Here is a 15,200-nt window from a genome sequence, read left to right on the forward strand (position 1 = left end):
GGGAGATCGTCAATGACGGACACAAATGATTACGATGAAAATACAGAAGACAGCGCTGTAGATGATGATGAAGCGAAAGCTGCCGAAAAAGGTGCGGCTGCGAGTGATTCAACGGTATCAGATGCGGACTTAGCAGAAGCTGAAACTTTAACGGTCACTGCTAAGCTGAAACAGCGTCAAGCATTGGAAGATGAAGTTGCTGCATTTTTAGCACGTGGTGGGAAAATTACTGAAGTGCCACCAGATGAGTCAAAAGACTAAACTGCTTCAGTAGAAATTGCCCAAAGATTTTAGGTAAATGCTTAAAATAGTTTGGGCTTTTTTATGTTTTGAATAAAATCATGATGAATATAAGTAAATGTCATGAAAATGTTGAACCAATTGATTCACATCATCCATCTGTAGCTGTTCTCGCATTTTCAAAAATTGCTTTTCATCGATTTCATACAGTTTAAGCGCAAGCAGTTTTTTAATCTCTTGTTCTGAAAAACGATATTTTATAATTTTTGCTGGAACACCACCCACAATGGCATAAGGTGGAACATCTTTGGTTACCACAGCACCTGTTGCCACCACAGCACCTTCGCCAAGCGTTACCCCTTGCATAATCATGGCACGACTGCCAATCCAACAACCATCTGCAATGAATGTATCACCCGCAGGCAAAAAACTACGGGTATCAAAAGGAAAAGCTGAGATCCAATCGGTTCGATGTAGCTGATTACCACCCATCATGATGACGCATTCAGCACCAAAACAAACAAAATTACCGATATACAGCTGATCAATTGGCTTTTCAGGCGTAGACGGTTTGTCATGTAAATAACGTACCACACAACGCTCAAAACCCTGATCCCAATAAGCAGAGTAATAACTGTAATTGCCTTTAATGTGAATATTGGGGTTTTTCACAGTTTTAGAAATAAACTCAAATTCACACCAATGTTTTACAGGTGAGTTTATGGAATCAGTCATATAAAATGTAGCAGGCACGTGGTCACACCATTCTATATGACTTTAGCACAAAGCGTAAGAAAATAGCCTAAGCAACTCTTAAATGAATTAACTGTGCAGCCTTTGTATGTTCAATATAATCCGCACGTTGATAAAAATAACGTGTTGTAATGTCAATACCTGACAAATCTTCAACAACCTCATAACCCATTTTTTCAACGGCTTGATGCAAATCAGATGGAATAAAAGTACCTAATAATGGTTCTTTTAAGAAATGGGTAAAATGTGTTAGTGCAAATGCACCATACCGCTCGATGCCTTGTAACTGCTTATAATCAATAGAATAATCCATGACTAACTCACTGCCTGAGGGTGCAATAGAGACAATATTTTGTAGCGTCGTCAGTGTGGTTTCAGGTGTTAAATAATGAGTAGTGCCGAGCCATGAAAAAAATGCTGTTTCAGAGGGTTGATATTGACTACGAAGTAGGGCATCAGATAATTTTTCTTTTTCAAAATCGATGCTGACAAATTCGACATTGGCAGGGAATCGATTTGATTTAGAAATCTTCTTTAATTTTGCAATCTTAGTTTTTTGTGTATCAGGATGATCCAATTCAAAAATTTTTAATTGTGGATATTGACTGGCTAAACGTAAAACAAAGGAATCTAAGCCTGCACCCACTAAAACATATTGTTGAATGTTATGTTGCTCAATGGCTTGAATAAGCAAATCTTCAGCATAACGTGAGCGTCCGACCACTTGTCCTGTAAGTTTACCAAAAGTTTGGTTCATAAAACTTGAATTTAAGGTTTTACGAAATAAACCATTTTTCAGTAATAATCGCCAACGCGCATTGGTGAGATCAAAAGCGTATGGGTCGGAAAATATTGGGTCATTGGCATAGAGATGGTGATTGGCACGTAAGGCTGCTGCGGCTTCGGCGGTACGACTGACGCGTCCTGCTTTCATAATAGTTTCCGTCAATTTTTATTTTCTAATAATTTAAATGAATTTACAGATTTAACAATGGCGAAATGATTTTATGTTGTGAATTTTATTGCAAATACATAAGCTTTAGAGACTTGCCGATTTGTGATTTGAAATGATTAATTTATATTATGGTGATGTGGTTAAAATAAAAAGGGCTGATCAATCAGCCCTAAATTTTATCAAAAATCTTTCATTTAACGCTTATGAAAGATATTCAACTTTTACGATTTCATATTCAACTTCACCGTTTGGTGTTTGAATTTTCGCTTCATCACCCTCATTTTTACCCAAAAGACCACGGGCAATCGGTGAGTTTACTGAGATTTTATTGATTTTAAAATCAGCCTCATCATCACCCACGATCCGATAGGTTTTTTGCTCTTCAGTATCTAAGTTTTCAATGGTGACAGTCACACCAAAAACCACACGACCTGTTTGCTCAAGCTCCTTAACGTCGATCACTTGACATGCACCGAGTTTACCTTCGATGTCTTGAATACGACCTTCACAGAAACCTTGTTGCTCACGAGCAGCATGATATTCAGCATTCTCTTTTAAGTCCCCATGTTCACGTGCTTCTGCAATTGCAGCAGTAATACGTGGACGGTCAACAGATTTTAACTGTTGCAATTCTTTCTCTAAGGCAACTTTGCCTTCAGGCGTCATAGGATAACGTTGCATTGTTGTCCCTCAAATTTGTTAGTTTATAAAAATATAGGTTTAGAAATGAAAAAAGCCCGCCACCGAGAGGTGACGGGACTTCTCGGAAAACGAATTAACCTACAGTTTGTAAATCTTGCAAACGGTATACATCCATTGGCAATTTAATCGCTAAAGCTTGGCATACAGCCTCAGCACCGTTCAAAGTTGTCGTGTAGTACACTTTACCTTGAAGCGCAGAGCGACGAATCGAGAATGAATCTTGCTGAGCTTGTTTGCCTTCAGTTGTATTGATAATGAGGTGAATCTCGCCATTTTTCAAGCGGTCGACAATATTTGGACGACCTTCTGTAACTTTATTCACACGTTCACATTCAATTCCCGCAGCTTTGATGACATCATAAGTACCGCCAGTAGCGATCACTTTGAAACCAAGCTCAGTTAATTGTTTTGCAATACCGACTGCACGAGGTTTGTCTGAATCACGTACGGATAAGAATGCGTGTTTGATTTCACCTTCAGTTGGAAGACCAGGTAAGCGATCATTTGAACCAAGCACTGCTTTATAGAATGCTTCACCAAATGTTTTACCTACGCCCATCACTTCACCTGTAGATTTCATCTCAGGCCCAAGTACAGGGTCGACACCAGGGAATTTGTTGAATGGGAATACTGCTTCTTTTACTGCAAAGTGAGTCGGGATGATTTCTTTAGTAAATCCTTGAGATTCTAAAGATTGACCCGCCATACAACGTGCAGCAACTTTTGCTAAAGATTCACCAATACATTTAGAAACAAATGGCACAGTACGTGATGCACGTGGATTCACTTCTAAGATGTAAACGTCATTACCTTTGACAGCATATTGAACGTTCATCAAGCCAACAACGCCAAGTTCTTTTGCCATTGCAATTGTTTGACGACGCATTTCGTCCTGAATCTCTTGAGACAGAGAATAAGGAGGAATAGAACATGCTGAGTCACCTGAGTGAATACCTGCTTGTTCGATGTGCTGCATGATCCCGCCAATCACAACATCTTTACCGTCAGATACGCAGTCTACGTCAACTTCGATGGCATCATCTAAGAAGTGGTCAAGAAGTACTGGTGCTTCGTTAGATGCTTGAACCGCATCACGTAAGTAGCGTTTCAACTCTTCATCGTTGTACACGATTTCCATCGCACGACCACCAAGCACGTAAGAAGGACGTACCACAAGTGGATAGCCAACTTTCGCAGCTTCTGCCATACCTTCTTCAGCAGATTTTACAATGCTGTTGTTTGGTTGACGAAGTTGTAGACGTTGAATCATTTGTTGGAAACGTTCACGGTCTTCTGCACGGTCGATTGCATCTGGAGATGTACCGATAATTGGCGCACCTGCTTCTTCTAAAGCACGAGCCAATTTCAACGGAGTTTGACCACCGTACTGTACGATAATGCCTTTAGGCTTCTCGATACGCACGATTTCAAGTACATCTTCAAGTGTGATTGGTTCGAAGTACAAACGATCAGACGTGTCATAGTCGGTAGAAACAGTTTCAGGGTTACAGTTCACCATGATTGTTTCATAACCGTCATCACGCATTGCAAGCGCTGCGTGTACACAGCAGTAATCGAACTCGATCCCTTGACCAATACGGTTAGGACCACCACCGATCACCATGATTTTGTCACGGCTAGATGGATTCGCTTCACATTCTTCATCGTAAGTTGAGTACATGTAAGCTGTGTCAGATTCAAACTCAGCAGCACATGTATCCACACGTTTGTACACTGGTGTTACGCCCAAGTTCCAACGATGTTTACGGAATTGTTTTTGTGAAATACCCATCAAGTTCGCAATGCGAAGGTCAGATAAACCTTTACGTTTGAATGAACGGATGTTGTCCGCATTCAAATCACCAAAACCTAAAGTTTTGATTTGATTTTCTGTTTTGATGATGTCTTCGATTTGAATCAAGAACCAACGGTCAATTTTAGTCGCTTCAAATACTTCATCAAGGGTAAAACCGTGACGGAATGCATCGCCTACATACCAAATACGCTCTGGACCTGGAACTTTTAATTCAACAAGAATTTTCTCACGTGCACCTTCCGTACCCACAGCGATTTTTTCATCAAAACCACATGCGCCAACTTCAAGACCACGAAGTGCTTTAGACACAGATTCTTGGAAGTTACGACCAATCGCCATGACTTCACCGACAGATTTCATCTGAGTCGTTAAAGTTGCATCAGCTTGTGGGAATTTCTCGAAGTTAAAACGAGGGATTTTCGTAACAACGTAGTCAATTGCAGGTTCAAATGATGCAGGAGTTGTACCGCCAGTAATGTCATTTTTCAATTCATCAAGGGTATAACCGACAGCCAATTTCGCCGCAATTTTTGCAATCGGGAAACCAGTTGCTTTAGATGCAAGGGCAGATGAACGAGAAACACGAGGGTTCATCTCGATCACAACCATACGACCGTCTTTCGGGTTGATACCGAATTGAACGTTCGAACCACCTGTTTCTACACCAATTTCACGAAGTACAGCTAAAGACGCATTACGAAGTAATTGGAATTCTTTGTCTGTCAATGTTTGTGCAGGTGCAACAGTGATTGAGTCACCAGTATGCACGCCCATTGGGTCAAAGTTTTCAATGGTACATACAATGATACAGTTGTCGTTTTTGTCACGAACAACTTCCATTTCGTATTCTTTCCAACCAATCAATGATTCATCGATCAATAATTGGTGAGTAGGAGAGAGGTCGAAACCACGTTCGCAGATTTCAATAAATTCTTCTTTGTTATATGCGATACCACCGCCTGAACCACCCATAGTGAATGATGGGCGGATAATCACAGGGAAACCGAAACGCGCTTGAATTTCAAGCGCATGTTCCATGTCTTCTGCAACGTCAGCACGTGGACATTCCAAACCGATTTTGCGCATCGCGATATCGAAAAGTTTACGGTCTTCCGCTTTTTCGATCGCTTCTTTGGTCGCGCCAATCAATTCAACATTGTATTTTTCTAAAATACCGTTGGCATCCAGTGCAAGCGCACAGTTCAATGCTGTTTGACCACCCATTGTAGGAAGAACTGCGTCTGGGCGTTCTTTTTCAATGATGGCTGCAACAGTTTGCCAAGTGATTGGTTCGATGTAAGTTGCGTCTGCCATTGCAGGGTCAGTCATAATGGTCGCTGGGTTAGAGTTGACCAAAATAACACGGTAGCCTTCTTCACGAAGGGCTTTACATGCTTGTGCACCTGAGTAGTCGAACTCACATGCTTGACCGATCACAATCGGACCTGCACCAATAATCAGGATGCTTTTAATGTCTGTACGTTTAGCCATGATCGCTCCTTAATTACTTCTTATATGCTTCGATAAGTTCGATGAAATGATCGAACAACGGTGCGCAGTCGTGTGGACCAGGACTTGCTTCAGGGTGACCTTGGAAACTGAACGCAGGCTTGTCTGTGCGATGAATCCCTTGTAGGGTTTGGTCGAACAATGATTTGTGCGTTGCTTTCAAGTTTGCAGGAAGCGTTTCAGCATCTACTGCGAAGCCGTGGTTTTGAGAAGTAATCATCACTGTACCATTTTCTAAGTTTTGTACAGGATGGTTTGCGCCATGGTGACCATGAGGCATTTTTACAGTTTTAGCGCCACTTGCTAAAGCAAGGATTTGGTGACCCAAACAGATCCCAAACACAGGCACATTACGTGCATCTTCAACAATGGTTTTTACTGCTTCAATTGCATAATCACATGCCGCTGGATCGCCAGGACCATTTGACAAGAATACGCCATCTGGATTTAACGCCAACACTTTTTCAGCAGGAGTTTGAGCAGGAACAACAGTCAGTTTACAACCACGGTCTGCGAGCATACGTAAGATGTTGGTTTTGACACCATAATCGTATGCAACAACATGGAACTGAGTTTCAGGTTGAGAGAAACCTTTGCCAAGTGTCCATGAGCCTTCAGTCCATTCGAAACCTTCAGGATCGCAACATTCTTTGGCAAGGTCTAAACCATTTAGACCACCAAAAGCACGTGCTTTTGCTAAAGCTTCTTCTTCAGTAATGTTTTCACCTGCAAGGATGCAACCATTTTGCGCACCTTTGTCACGTAAAATACGTGTGAGTTTTCGTGTATCAATATCTGCAATTGCAACAACATTGTGTTGTTGTAAATACTCAGCAAGAGATTGTTCTGCACGGAAATTGCTATGTAGTAAAGGAAGGTCACGAATGATTAAACCATTCGCCCAAACTTTATGAATACGACCAGATTCTGCATCTTCATTATTGCAACCTGTATTACCGATATGCGGGTAAGTTAAAGTTACAAGTTGTTGTGCATAACTCGGGTCAGTTAAAATTTCTTGATAGCCTGTCATGGCAGTGTTGAAAACGACTTCACCTGTCGTACTTCCCGTAGCGCCGATTGAAGTACCTTTAAAGATAGTACCGTCAGCGAGGGCTAAAATGGCGGGGATGCTCAAACCAAAGCTCCTGATCTAAAACCACAAAAATAGGGCTGTAAAAAAGCGAGTAGACGAAAAAAAAGGAAGGTTAATTAAATCCTACCCTCCTCATGTCTGCCCGCTTGTAACTTAACACTGCATTATACGCACAAGTCGCCCCAAAGTCCATGTAAAAAACCATCAAAATGTGAGATATGCTGCTTGAATTTAGATAGATATTCTGCTTTAAAAAAAATGAATAATTCAGAACGATTTTGAAGAATTTATATATGAAATCAAAATTTAAAATTTATTGTTATAGTTTAGCTTGTTAGCGAATATTTTATCGTAAGTGTGGTGATAGATATAATTGAACGGTTGGTAAAAAATGATTTTTGCATTACTTAAAGTAGATAAAAAGTTAGCTTAAATATACATCATATTTTCCTCGATAGTTTGAATATTATTCTTATATGTGTGAATTTGTGCTATGAAAATAAAGAGGATAAGCCATAAATTTTGCATTGGAAAGTACATGTAAAATAAGCAAGAGGTAAGAATCACTGCATCATCATTGTCGAATTTGGTATTGATTTTTAAATGAGTCGTGGAAAAAACATTCTAATTAGAACAAATAAATCTTCCAAAGAAATGTATAAGAAATAAGCGAAATTACACGATTTTGCCTGATCGCTGTGATTTTTTGTGATGATCTATGGCGAGGCTAAATTTTGTAGTGTGATGTGGTGCTGTATCTGTGAATATCTGAAGCGTTGGTTAGAGGGTATTCTTTAATTAGAGCTTTATTTTTTAATGTTTAAGTCGTTAATGCTGAGTGCAAGAAGATAAAGCAAAAGGGAGTACCTTTTGCTGATATATCTTAAAATGTATGCAACCAATCACGTTTGTTATGAAAATCAGCATTTGGACTGCTGTGTTGCATGGCAAAAAAATGTTTACCTTGGGTGGTATTTAAAACTGCCGTTAAGCCAATAAATAGATCATCCCATTTTAATTTATGTTTGAGCATAAACTCGGTCAGATCAAGGCTAACATTTAAACCATAATGGGTACGTTTGAGTTGATTGAGTTCAATATCTTCCGCAGCAACAGGTGGCATCAGCTCAGGATAGCGATACTCTTCAAAAGCATACGCTTGCCATGCCTGAGATGGGGAGAGATTGATTTCGCGATAGAAATCTTCACCTTTAACCCCAATAAAGACTTCAAAACAGGTATTTTCCCATAAAAAGTCGATACGAGGATGAGACGCCACTAATTCAGGATATTGAATAAATTGGTTGGGATCACGTAACCAGTAGCCGACATTTAACGTAAATGGGCTGACGTGTTCAATTGCACCAACCAAGGAAATACTTTGAAAACGGCGATCAAAAGCATTTAGTTCATAACTTGCCATAAGTTTTGCCAGTAAAATTTAATTTTAGTTTGACAAATGTGCGTGGCGAACTAAGTTAGACAACTTTGGATTTTGTTTAGCTGCTTTTTTATAGATCAAAGCAATTTTACCAATGGTTTGTACAACTTCAGCACCAGTAACCTCTGCAATTTCAGTAATCGCAGCAGCACGTACTTCACGGTCTTCGCCAGAAACTTTAATTTTGATCAACTCATGATCATTTAAAGCACGGTTTGTTTCTTCGATGACATTTTCTGATAAGCCTTTATCTCCAATCATCACCACTGGATTTAATGCATGTCCGATTTGACGTAAACGCTTACGTTCTTGGATTGATAAAGCCGCCATAAAGATAACCTAATTTTAAAAACGACTTAGTATAGCAAAACTCAAATTTAAACGCTGCACATTCTCACGAAATAATCGATCAAACTTATTTAAAAAAACATGTCAATAACAATGCATTTAGATACAGTTGTCTACTGCAAAAGCTCAGTTTTTCACGTACAATCTAAAGTTAAATGTCAATTTTATTTAGAGAGTTATGGCTACACGCATTACCAACCAAAAGTTATCTAAAAGTAGTCGTGCGTGGATGAGAGAGCATTTGGATGATCCTTTTGTGAAAAAAGCACAAAAAGAGGGTTATCGTGCTCGAGCTGCGTACAAGCTTCTTGAAATTCAAGAAAAATATAAAATGATTAAACCCGGTATGACCGTTGTTGACTTAGGTGCTGCCCCTGGAAGTTGGTCGCAAATTGCAGGCAAATTGGTCGGTGACAAAGGTTTAGTGATTGCTTCAGATATTCTTGAAATGGATGCTTTACCCGATGTGACCTTTTTACAAGGTGATTTTCGAGAAGAAGAAGTTTTTGAAAAATTGTTAAATATTTTAAATGGACGTACCGTAGACGTTGTAATTTCGGATATGGCCCCCAATACATCAGGTAATAAGGCAGTAGATCAACCTCGCCAAATTTATCTGTGTGAGCTTGCGCTTGATTTTGCCAATCGTGTTTTAGGACCGAAAGGGCAATTTGTAGTAAAAGTTTTCCAAGGTGATGGTTTTGATGAGTTTCGTAAGCAAGTCGTCAGTAGTTTTGAGGTATTGAAAACGGCTAAACCTGCTGCATCTCGGGCACGTTCAAAAGAGGTCTTCTTAATTGGACAGGGTCGTAAAAAGGGTTCGCAGCAAGTACAGATTGATGATTAAAATGTGAATTTTTTAAGAATTCTCAGATGCATGTGTTATGTTTGAAATTGTTTCTTAGGGCGTTTGTCGCTTGCGTAATGCGTTAACATTATGCAGTTAAATAACTTTCTTTGAAAAAATTTAAATGAAAAATGTAAATCATGTATGAATTGTCAATAAGTCCTCTTGCCAAGTTGTTAAAAATTGTGCATTTTGTACGTTTTTAAAATTTATTGCGAAATTCATTACTCGCTTTTTTGTTAGGATCACCCTCTAATAGGGCATGATCAAATTAGATTGATATGGGAATAAAGCTTTGAGCGATCTCTTCAAAAACGCCGTTTTGTGGCTTGTGATACTCGGTGTACTGATTTTAATTTTCAGTAACATCAGCGACCGCAATAAGCCTGCTGCGATGAACTATTCTGAGTTTGTTGCTGCGGTAAATGCTGGTCAGATTAAACAAGTCACTATTGATGGTGAAAGAATAAGTGGCGAAAAAACGAATGGTTCAGATTTTGAAAGTATCCGTCCTGCGGTTCAAGATCCTGACCTTATGCCTACTCTAATCAAAAATAACGTTGTTGTTGAAGGTACTGCACCTCAACGCCAAGGTTTGTTGATGCAACTTCTTATCGCAAGCTTCCCTGTACTTTTAATCATTTTGTTATTCATGTTCTTTATGCGCAACATGGGTGGTGGTGCAGGCGGTAAAAATGGTCCAATGAGTTTTGGTAAGTCTAAAGCAAAAATGCTGTCTGAAGACCAAATCAAAGTGACTTTTACTGATGTTGCAGGCTGTGATGAAGCTAAACAAGAAGTTGTTGAAATTGTTGATTTCTTAAAAGATCCTGCAAAATTCAAACGTCTCGGTGCAACCATTCCGAAAGGTGTGTTGATGGTTGGTCCTCCGGGTACAGGTAAAACTTTACTTGCAAAAGCAATTGCCGGTGAAGCGAAAGTACCATTCTTTAGCATTTCAGGTTCTGACTTCGTTGAAATGTTTGTGGGTGTTGGTGCTTCACGTGTACGTGATATGTTTGAACAAGCAAAACGCCATGCGCCATGTATCATCTTTATTGACGAGATTGATGCGGTTGGTCGTCATCGTGGTTCGGGCACAGGTGGTGGTCACGATGAACGTGAACAAACACTGAACCAAATGCTTGTGGAAATGGATGGTTTTGAAGGTAATGAAGGGATTATCGTCATTGCTGCAACCAACCGTGCGGATGTACTGGATAAAGCTTTACTTCGTCCGGGTCGTTTTGACCGTCAAGTGATGGTTGGTCTTCCTGACATTAAAGGTCGTGAACAAATCTTGAATGTTCACTTGAAGAAATTACCTTCTGTAACTGGTGTAGACGTAAAAGTACTTGCACGTGGTACACCGGGCTTCTCAGGTGCACAATTGGCAAACCTTGTGAACGAAGCTGCATTATTCGCTGCGCGTCGTAACAAGAACACTGTCGATATGCACGACTTTGAAGACGCTAAAGATAAAATCTACATGGGTCCTGAACGTAAGTCGATGGTGATTCGTGAAGAAGAACGTCGTGCAACTGCTTACCATGAAGCAGGTCATGCGATTGTTGCTGAAATTTTACCGGGTACAGACCCTGTGCATAAAGTAACGATTATGCCACGTGGTTGGGCTTTGGGGGTAACTTGGCAACTCCCTGAACATGATCAGACAAGCCATTATAAAGATAAGATGTTGAATGAACTTTCGATTCTTTTTGGTGGTCGTATTGCTGAAGAAGTATTCATTAACCAAATGTCGACAGGTGCTTCAAACGACTTTGAACGTGCAACGAAAATGGCGCGTGCGATGGTGACCAAGTATGGTATGTCTGACAAAATGGGTGTGATGGTTTACGAAGACGAAAACCAAAATGGCTTCTTTGGTAATGTGGGTAGCCGCACAATTTCTGAAGCAACACAACAAATGGTTGACCAAGAAGTTCGCCGTATTTTGGATGAGCAGTATAAAGTTGCACGTGAGATTCTTGAAAATAACAAAGATATCGCACATGCAATGGTGAAAGCATTACTTGAGTGGGAAACCATTGATCGTGATCAAATCCGTGACATCATGGAAGGTCGTGAGCCACAACCGCCAAAAGTATATGTTGCAGAAAATCCTGTGATTGATGTAACACCAACAGATGGTGCTGAAACACCACCGCCGTTACCGTCATTGCCAAAAGTTTAAAATGATTTAAATCAAACCACCTTCGGGTGGTTTTTTTATATATGGGGAATTTTCAAGTTGAAAGCTCACCACAGATCGGCATTAAAAAGTTAAAATAACATTGGTTATGATGAGGATATGGGGTGATATGAAATTAGTCGCTTTACCGAAACGGATTTTACAATGTGGTGATCAACAACTTGATTTGTCACAACCACATGTGATGGGAATTTTGAATGTAACACCCGACTCATTTAGTGATGGTGGAAAGCATAATGAAGTTGAGCAGGCAATTGCATTTGCTCAGCAGATGATTGTGGATGGCGCAACTGTAATTGATGTGGGGGGAGAGTCAACAAGGCCTGGTGCTTCTCCTGTTTCTATTCAAGAAGAGCTACAGCGAGTGATTCCTGTCGTACAAGCATTGGCAAAATTAGATGTTGTGATTTCAATTGATACTTCTGAGCCTGAAGTGATTCAAGCAGCCGTGCAAGCAGGTGCACATATTTGGAATGATGTGCGTGCATTGACACGACCTCATGCTTTACAAGTTGCAGCTGATTTGAATATTCCTGTGATCATTATGCATATGCGTGGTGAGCCAACGACGATGAATCATTTAGATCAATATCAAGATGTCACAACTGATGTCATTGATGAGCTAAAGCAACGTGTCGCTGCTGCTTTAGATGCAGGGGTCAAGCCTGAAAATATTATGATTGATCCTGGTTTTGGTTTTGCAAAGAATGCTCAGCAAAATTTAAAACTATTGAATGAGTTATATAAGCTGAATGAAATGGGGTACCCCATACTGTCTGCGCTTTCACGTAAGCGCTTTATTGGTGAGGCATTGGGTGGGGCGGATGCACAAAATCGTGCAGTGGGTAGTGTGACAGCACATCTCATGAGTATTCAGCAAGGTGCATGTATGGTGCGTGCGCATGATGTTAAAGCGATGCATGAAGCTATTTTAGTGTGGAGAGCAACTTTAGCAACAGTGTCTTAACTTTTTGAATCTTGTTTAAAAAGCACGATAAAATTTCACACAATGAGAACATTGTTCTTGTTGTGTTTTTTATTTTGAAGTGAATTTATTAGATTTAGATGTATTTATTTTATTAAATATTTGAAAAATATTAATTTTAATAATATTACAAAAACACTATAAAATCGTGTCAACCTAAATGACATCGCATATTGCGAAAAAAATGTATTGTTATAATATAACAATTGAAATGTATCGATATAAATCAAAACAAATATGAAGAATGATGAATTGAGGGTTGAGTGATGAAAATGAAATATACAATTTTAGTGGCATCAATGCTGACAATATTACTTTCAGGTTGTTCTAAAAAAACCGAAGAAGCCGCAAGTGATCTAGCAGCTACAGAAGCGGTTGCGGCAGATACAAGTGTGGAAGCAGAAGCCTATGGTTCTGAGGTTAATACTGAAAACTATCAAAAAAATGAACAAAATACAGTGAAAAGTGTTGCAAAAGAGCCTGTGTCAACATTTAGTGCTGATGTGGATACAGGAAGTTATGCCAATGTACGACGCTTCCTGACACAAGACAAAACCTTGCCACCTGTAGATGCAGTGCGTGTAGAGGAGATGATCAACTATTTTAACTATCATTATCCGCAGCCTATAGGTCAACATCCATTTTCGGTCAATACTGAAACTGTAGATTCACCTTGGCAAGCCAATGCAAAAGTGATTCGTATCGGGATTCAGGCTAAAAATATTGATCAGCAACAATTGCCTCCTGCAAACTTGGTATTTTTAGTGGATGTTTCAGGCAGTATGGATGAGGAGAAAAAGTTACCTTTAGTGAAAAAAACCTTAACAATTTTAACTGAGCAGCTTCGTCCTCAGGATAAAGTGACTTTAATTACATATTCTGGGCATGAGGAGATTGTGCTTGAGCCAACTTCGGGAAATGAAAAAAGCAAAATTTTAAATGCCATTAATGAACTTTCAGCAAGTGGTTCGACTTCAGGTGAAAGTGCGATTCAAATGGCATATCAAGAAGCACAAAAAACTTTTATCAAAAATGGAATTAACCGTATTTTAATTGCTACAGATGGGGATTTTAATGTCGGTATTACAGATTTTGATACCTTAAAAAATATGATTGCTGAGAAGCGTAAAACAGGTATTTCATTTACCACCTTAGGGTTTGGTCGTGGTAATTATGATGAGCAGCTTATGGAGCAATTGGCGGATGCGGGTGATGGGAACTATAGCTATATTGATAATGAAAATGAAGCGAAGAAAGTCTTAAAGCAACAGCTGAGTTCAACACTGGCAACAGTAGCGCAAGATGTAAAAATTCAAGTGGAATTTAATCCTGCTACAGTCAAAGAATATCGCTTGATTGGTTATGAAAATCGAATGTTGCAGCAAGAAGATTTTAATAATGATCAGGTTGATGCGGGTGATATTGGGGCTGGGCATACAGTGACTGCTTTATATGAAATTATTCCAACAGGTCAAAAAGGTTGGTTGGCTGATTCTCGTTATCAGAATGAGGCGAAAGCACAAGCGAGTAAGACAGAGTATGCTCATTTAAATTTACGTTATAAATTGCCAAATACAGCAAAAAGTATTTTGTTAACTCAGCCTATTGCTGCTTCATCTATGCCATTAACACAAGCCAGTGTGGATACACGTTTTGCACTTGCTGTTGCAAGTTATGGGCAGCGATTAAAAGGTGGTAAATATAATGGTGCGATGGGGTGGGATGATATTGTGCAATTGGCGCAATCTGCGAAACAACCTGATGAATTTGGTTTAAAAGATGAATTTATTGGTTTGTTGAAAAAGGCAAAAAGCTTAAGTTCTGATAAACCTACAGTGCAACAGGTGAATAGAGCCTCTTAATTTATGAGGGAGAAGTTTGTTGTTTTGTATGCATTATGTTATATAGATGCGCTTATCGAATGCTAAATATTAGGTTCATATGTTTAACGATTTACTTCTCCCAATGTTTGACGATGACTACTACCCAGATATTTTGGTTGCCGAAGTCAAACAAATGATTGAAAAATTTGCAAAAAATATTGCAAAATCAAGTTTAAGTGATGATGAGCTTTATCATGTAGCACACAGTACTGTGGTGGAAATTAATAAAATGAAGCCACAGTTTGAAGATCTTGATTCATCTTTGGATGATACGGCGGCGGACTATATTGCGGAAGCGATGATGATGGTGGCGCAAGATCAGGGTTATATGGATGTTGAAATGGAAGAATTGATTTCAAATAGAGAGTGGTAATCCGCTCTTTATTTTTGCTTAATTAAATTTATTTAACGTT

At 39.4% G+C, this 15,200-nt stretch carries 13 protein-coding genes; 6 read left to right on the forward strand and 7 right to left on the reverse strand.

Annotation, left to right across the window (positions count from 1 at the left end):
* Window positions 1-12: 12 nt before the first annotated feature.
* Entirely contained in the window at window positions 13-261 is a 249-nt protein-coding gene (locus tag HUV91_RS00755) for a hypothetical protein (protein ID WP_130074931.1), read from the forward strand.
* Window positions 262-339: 78 nt separating this feature from the next.
* Here the strand turns inward: HUV91_RS00755 and HUV91_RS00760 are convergent, their stop codons facing one another.
* The 7 genes from HUV91_RS00760 to HUV91_RS00790 all read right to left on the reverse strand — a co-directional run bounded on the left by HUV91_RS00760 (window position 340) and on the right by HUV91_RS00790 (window position 8,842).
* On the reverse strand, window positions 340-975 hold the full coding sequence (locus HUV91_RS00760) for a CatB-related O-acetyltransferase (RefSeq protein ID WP_174492209.1): 636 nt from the start codon (window positions 973-975) through the stop codon (window positions 340-342).
* 67 nt (window positions 976-1,042) lie between these two features.
* Window positions 1,043-1,927: a class I SAM-dependent methyltransferase gene (locus HUV91_RS00765; protein WP_174492210.1), complete on the reverse strand. Its 885-nt coding sequence runs from the start codon at window positions 1,925-1,927 to the stop codon at window positions 1,043-1,045.
* A 222-nt stretch (window positions 1,928-2,149) separates the two neighbouring features.
* Window positions 2,150-2,629 (reverse strand): transcription elongation factor GreA, encoded by a 480-nt coding sequence (gene greA / locus HUV91_RS00770; RefSeq protein WP_130074928.1) that lies wholly within the window; start codon window positions 2,627-2,629, stop codon window positions 2,150-2,152.
* A gap of 94 nt (window positions 2,630-2,723) precedes the next feature.
* Window positions 2,724-5,957, reverse strand: a complete 3,234-nt coding sequence (carB, locus tag HUV91_RS00775) for a carbamoyl-phosphate synthase large subunit (RefSeq protein WP_130074927.1) — start codon at window positions 5,955-5,957, stop codon at window positions 2,724-2,726.
* Between the two features lie 13 nt (window positions 5,958-5,970).
* Complete coding sequence (gene carA, locus HUV91_RS00780; protein ID WP_130074926.1) at window positions 5,971-7,113, reverse strand: glutamine-hydrolyzing carbamoyl-phosphate synthase small subunit; 1,143 nt, start codon at window positions 7,111-7,113, stop codon at window positions 5,971-5,973.
* 841 nt (window positions 7,114-7,954) lie between these two features.
* On the reverse strand, window positions 7,955-8,494 hold the full coding sequence (locus tag HUV91_RS00785; protein WP_174492211.1) for a DOMON-like domain-containing protein: 540 nt from the start codon (window positions 8,492-8,494) through the stop codon (window positions 7,955-7,957).
* A 24-nt stretch (window positions 8,495-8,518) separates the two neighbouring features.
* On the reverse strand, window positions 8,519-8,842 hold the full coding sequence (locus HUV91_RS00790) for a YhbY family RNA-binding protein (protein WP_174492212.1): 324 nt from the start codon (window positions 8,840-8,842) through the stop codon (window positions 8,519-8,521).
* 196 nt (window positions 8,843-9,038) lie between these two features.
* On the opposite strand from HUV91_RS00790, the gene rlmE reads away from it, so the two are divergent.
* The 5 genes from rlmE to HUV91_RS00815 all read left to right on the forward strand — a co-directional run bounded on the left by rlmE (window position 9,039) and on the right by HUV91_RS00815 (window position 15,160).
* A complete protein-coding gene (rlmE, locus tag HUV91_RS00795; RefSeq protein WP_130074923.1) occupies window positions 9,039-9,707 on the forward strand; it encodes a 23S rRNA (uridine(2552)-2'-O)-methyltransferase RlmE in 669 nt (222 codons plus the stop codon).
* Window positions 9,708-10,002: 295 nt separating this feature from the next.
* Window positions 10,003-11,901, forward strand: coding sequence for an ATP-dependent zinc metalloprotease FtsH (gene ftsH / locus HUV91_RS00800; RefSeq protein ID WP_130074922.1), 1,899 nt, complete (start codon window positions 10,003-10,005; stop codon window positions 11,899-11,901).
* A gap of 127 nt (window positions 11,902-12,028) precedes the next feature.
* Window positions 12,029-12,886, forward strand: coding sequence for a dihydropteroate synthase (folP, locus tag HUV91_RS00805; protein ID WP_130074921.1), 858 nt, complete (start codon window positions 12,029-12,031; stop codon window positions 12,884-12,886).
* A 284-nt stretch (window positions 12,887-13,170) separates the two neighbouring features.
* Window positions 13,171-14,766 (forward strand): vWA domain-containing protein, encoded by a 1,596-nt coding sequence (locus tag HUV91_RS00810; RefSeq protein ID WP_174492213.1) that lies wholly within the window; start codon window positions 13,171-13,173, stop codon window positions 14,764-14,766.
* 79 nt (window positions 14,767-14,845) lie between these two features.
* Complete coding sequence (locus tag HUV91_RS00815; protein ID WP_130074919.1) at window positions 14,846-15,160, forward strand: DUF5713 family protein; 315 nt, start codon at window positions 14,846-14,848, stop codon at window positions 15,158-15,160.
* Window positions 15,161-15,200: the final 40 nt, after the last annotated feature.

Source organism: Acinetobacter sp. Marseille-Q1623 (genome assembly GCF_902809895.1).
In the GTDB taxonomy this organism is placed as follows: domain Bacteria; phylum Pseudomonadota; class Gammaproteobacteria; order Pseudomonadales; family Moraxellaceae; genus Acinetobacter; species Acinetobacter piscicola_A.

Coding starts and splice junctions, on each gene's coding strand:
- HUV91_RS00815 (WP_130074919.1), top strand. CDS start 14,846: ATGTTTAACGATTTACTTCTCCCAATGTTTGACGATGACTACTACCCA.
- HUV91_RS00810 (WP_174492213.1), top strand. CDS start 13,171: ATGAAAATGAAATATACAATTTTAGTGGCATCAATGCTGACAATATTA.
- carB (WP_130074927.1), bottom strand. CDS start 5,957: ATGGCTAAACGTACAGACATTAAAAGCATCCTGATTATTGGTGCAGGT.
- HUV91_RS00785 (WP_174492211.1), bottom strand. CDS start 8,494: ATGGCAAGTTATGAACTAAATGCTTTTGATCGCCGTTTTCAAAGTATT.
- HUV91_RS00790 (WP_174492212.1), bottom strand. CDS start 8,842: ATGGCGGCTTTATCAATCCAAGAACGTAAGCGTTTACGTCAAATCGGA.
- HUV91_RS00765 (WP_174492210.1), bottom strand. CDS start 1,927: ATGAAAGCAGGACGCGTCAGTCGTACCGCCGAAGCCGCAGCAGCCTTA.
- HUV91_RS00760 (WP_174492209.1), bottom strand. CDS start 975: ATGACTGATTCCATAAACTCACCTGTAAAACATTGGTGTGAATTTGAG.
- folP (WP_130074921.1), top strand. CDS start 12,029: ATGAAATTAGTCGCTTTACCGAAACGGATTTTACAATGTGGTGATCAA.
- HUV91_RS00755 (WP_130074931.1), top strand. CDS start 13: ATGACGGACACAAATGATTACGATGAAAATACAGAAGACAGCGCTGTA.
- rlmE (WP_130074923.1), top strand. CDS start 9,039: ATGGCTACACGCATTACCAACCAAAAGTTATCTAAAAGTAGTCGTGCG.
- greA (WP_130074928.1), bottom strand. CDS start 2,629: ATGCAACGTTATCCTATGACGCCTGAAGGCAAAGTTGCCTTAGAGAAA.